The organism is Actinoplanes sp. ATCC 53533, from assembly GCF_003947245.1.
The window spans coordinates 1-3,827 of sequence record NZ_QHHV01000363.1; the positions used below are offsets into that span (position 1 = coordinate 1).

A 3,827-nucleotide genomic window follows, 5' to 3' on the forward strand; every position below is an offset into this window, starting at 1 on the left:
CCCGACCTGGGCGGCGAGTTCCGCCGGCCGGGCTGGTCCTTCGGCAGCCGCCATTCATCGATCCGGGCACCGTATCGTCGGACCATCGCCGCGTCGACGTGCTCAGCCGCCCACCGCTGGGGGGGGTGCCGCCACCGTCAGGGCTTCGAGGGCCGCCCGCAGCGTCTCACCGACCATCTCCAGACGGTTGAGATCACGAACCGCGGCCATCACATACGTCGCGTCGGTGCGCAGCCGACCCCGGGCTTTGACCAGGCCCTGCTCGACCAGCCGGTCCAGGAGAGTCTGGAACGCCACACCCTGCAGATCATGGGTGACCAACCGGGTCCGGAACTGTGACAACACACTGAAATCAAAACCCGGATCCGTCAACACCAAACCCAAACAGTATTTCCAGTCGATCCGCCCCCGGACCGCGTCAGCGGCCTGCCGGTCGGTGAGGTTCTCCGCGAACTGCAACACCGTGACCATCGCCAACTGCCCCGGCGAGATCCCCGGCCTGCCACGAACCCCGAACGCATCGACGAACGCCCCATCGGTGAAGACCTCACCCAGCTCATCACGCACCCGCATCGCCAACGTCGGCTTCCTGAACGCCGCCCTAGCCACCACCGCAGTCTGCACATCAACCTCCGGCAACGGACGCGGACGCATCGACACCGCTACTCACCTCACCCAGGACACCAACCACCAACGACGACCTATCCTCACCGGGCAGAACAACCACGTCACGGACCACAACCGGCGCGCCGCGAATTAGGCAACAGGGTCGGGAAGCAGAGCAAAGGGCGAACAACCACCACTACCCCCGCCGGCCGAATGTGGCGGTGCCGGAGAACAACCGTCGTGGAGGTTCCTACAGTCAGGTGCCGGTGGCCGCGCCGTCCTGGGTCGTCGTGCCCGGCTGGGTGCCCTGCTGCTGGGTGCCGCCCTGCATCGGCCCACCGCCGCCCGGGACACCGCCCTGCTGGGTGCCGCCCTGCTGGGTGCCGCCCTGCTGGGTGCCGCCCTGCTGGGTCGTGGTGGCGAGGTTCGTGTCGGTCACCGTCGTGGCCGTCGCCGTGTTGCCGGAGACCGTCGCCACCACGCGGACGGTGTGGCCGGTTGCCACGTCGGCGATCTGGTCGGCGCCGTTGTCTACCGTGGTCGAGGTGCCGACCACGTATGTCTTGCTGTAGCCGTCCACGCTCTTCACCGTTATCGAGGTCGCGCTGACCGCGGACACCGTGCCGGTCTGGCTCTCCTGCGTGACGTAGCCGCCGTTGCCGTCCGACACCACGTATGTGCCGTGCAGGGCTGCCGCCGTGCCTCCGCCGCCACCGAGACCACCGCCCCGGCCGCCGCCGGTGGGAGCCTGGCCGCCGCCGGGAGCCTGGCCGCCGGTGGAGCCCTGGCCGCCGGCACCGGCGAAGCCCTGGCCGGTCGCGCCGGGCGGGCCGCCTGTGGTCGCGGCGCTGCCGCCGTCGTTCGTGCCCAGCACGGCCGCGGTGATGCCGGCGGTCGCGACCACCGCCGCGACGATGGCACCCGCCACCGCGATCTTCACCCTGGGTTTGCCGGCACCGGGCGGCTGCGCCGTGGCCTGGTCGGTGCCCGCCGGCGGCGTCCACTCGGGCGGGCCGCCGGTGCCGGGCGCCAGGGGCTGGGACGTCGCCGGGTATACGTCGACGATCGTGGGCTCGTCGAGCCCTGGGGCCCGGAACCTTTCGGTGGGGTGGTCGTTTGTGGTCATCGGTTCGGGTCTCCCTCTCCTGAGCTGTGGTGCTACCCAGAAGAGTCGCCAGGCGCGCTATGACCTGCCTGTGCGCGTGTTAGGCGGACGGTGTGGCTTGCGGTGCCGGCGGCAGGTCGTCGAGGAAGTCGCCGGTCGGCGCGAAGAACAGCGAGCCGGTCCGGGCGGTGGAGAAGTCCAGGATGCGGTCGTGGTTGCCGTACGGGTCGCCGAGGAACATCCGGCGCAGCATCAGCTCGGGCACGTCCGGGGTGGCCGCGTACGCGATGTAGTAGGTGCCGAATTCGCCGGCCGCGACCGAACCGAACGGCATGTTGTCGCGCAGGATCTTCAGCTCGTTGCCGTCCGGGTCTTCGACGGTGTTGAGCGCGACGTGCGAGTTCGCCGGCTTGTCGGCGAGCTCGATGTTGTCGAGCTTGGTTCGGCCGATTGCCGCCTCCTGCTGCTCGACGCTCAGCTCGTTCCACGCCGCCATGTCGTGCACGTATTTTTGCACCATGACGTAGCTGCCGCCGGCGAACGCCGGGTCCTCGTCGCCGACCAGCACGGCGTCGGACAGCGCCGGGCCGACCGGGTTCTCGGTGCCGTCGACGAAGCCCAGCAGGTCCCGTTCGTCGAAGTATTTGAAGCCGTGGGTCTCGTCGACGATGTCGGCGGCGCCGCGCAGCCGTTCGGCGATCTTCGCGGCCAGCTCGAAGCAGACGTCGATCTGGCTTGCGCGGAGGTGGAAGAGCAGGTCGCCGGGGGTCGCGGGCGCGGTGTGCCGGTTGCCCTTCCACTGCCGGAAGGGGTGCAGCTGCGCCGGCCGTGGGCCGGTGCAGAGCCTGTCCCACAGCTGCGAGCCGATGCCCGCCACGCAGGAGAGCCCGGCGGCGGGCACCCGGAAGCCGACCGCCCGCTGCAAGGCGCTCAGCTCCTCCAGCAGGTCACGGACCGCCGGGACGCCGTCCTCGCGCACGGTGGCGACGAGGAAGATCGCCGCGTCGGTGAGCGGGCTGAGCACCGCCTGACTGTTGACGGTGGGTCCGACCGATCTTGGCGCTGTCACCAGCGCATCTTAGCCTCGCGAAAGATATTGACTACCGCCTATCTATGTAGTTTGTTAACAGTATGACGCCATCCGGTCGCAAGACGGCAACACTCGGTGCTCTGCTCATGGTCGCGGCGACCGCGCTGGTCCAGGCGCAGACCGTTACGGCGGCGCGAGCCGCCACCGTCTGCAACCGCTACTGCGACGGCCGCGATCCGGCTTTGTCCCCGTCCGACCGCGTCCCGGTGACCACCACGCTCTACGGCCGCGCCTTCAAGGTGCACGTGAACGACACCGACGCGATGGCCTGGGGTTCGGTGGAGAACGGCCAGCCCGGCGATGAGGTGTGGCTGGACCGTTCCTTCGACGGCGGGCGCACCTGGCCGGATGGCAGCCGGCTGGGCTTCACGACGATTCCGGCCGGGGCTACCGGCCGGCGCACCGGAATGGTCAATGTCGACGACTGGAACGCCACCGGCGTCGGCGCGGTGCGGGCCTGCGGAAAGGCCGGCGACCGGGCCGAGATCGTCTGCACGGCCTGGGCCCGGAGCACCTGGAATGCCTGGGACCGGCGGACCGCCGCGGCGACCGCGCTCATGATGCGCTTCGACCGCGGCACCGGGCTCTTCGACACGAACGGCTGGTGGACCGGCGCGAACGCGCTCACCGCGGTCATCGACAACATTCGGCGCAGCGGCATGCGTAGCTACCAGTACGCGATCGCGGCTACTTACGACAAGAACGTGAACGCCCGGCAGGGACAGTTCCGCAACGAATACCTCGACGATACCGGCTGGTGGGGGCTGGCCTGGGTGGCCGCGTACGACGTGACCGGCGACAGCCGCTACCTGAACACCGCCCGGGCCGACGCCGACCACATGTTCAGTTACTGGGACAGCAGGTGCGGTGGCGGCGTCTACTGGCGGACCGACAAGACGGTCAAGAATGCCATTCCGAACAGCCTGTACATCCAGCTGAACGCCGCCCTGTCCCAGCGGATCGCCAATGACACGGTCTACCGGCCAGCGCGCGCAGGCCGGCTGGTCCTGGTTCCAGGGCACCGGC

The 3,827-nt window shown here is 69.5% G+C and carries 4 protein-coding genes; 1 reads left to right on the plus strand and 3 read right to left on the minus strand.

Annotation, left to right across the window (positions count from 1 at the left end):
- Window positions 1-102: 102 nt before the first annotated feature.
- From DMB66_RS57240 to DMB66_RS57250, 3 genes are all read right to left on the minus strand, one after another.
- Entirely contained in the window at window positions 103-654 is a 552-nt protein-coding gene (locus DMB66_RS57240; RefSeq protein ID WP_233625574.1) for a transposase, read from the minus strand.
- Between the two features lie 208 nt (window positions 655-862).
- Window positions 863-1,732, minus strand: a complete 870-nt coding sequence (locus DMB66_RS57245; RefSeq protein ID WP_125812368.1) for a hypothetical protein — start codon at window positions 1,730-1,732, stop codon at window positions 863-865.
- Between the two features lie 79 nt (window positions 1,733-1,811).
- A complete protein-coding gene (locus DMB66_RS57250; protein WP_199753252.1) occupies window positions 1,812-2,780 on the minus strand; it encodes a Dyp-type peroxidase in 969 nt (322 codons plus the stop codon).
- A gap of 62 nt (window positions 2,781-2,842) precedes the next feature.
- On the opposite strand from DMB66_RS57250, the gene DMB66_RS57255 reads away from it, so the two are divergent.
- A partial coding sequence (locus DMB66_RS57255; protein ID WP_233625573.1) for a glycoside hydrolase family 76 protein occupies window positions 2,843-3,827 on the plus strand: 985 nt, incomplete at its 3' end.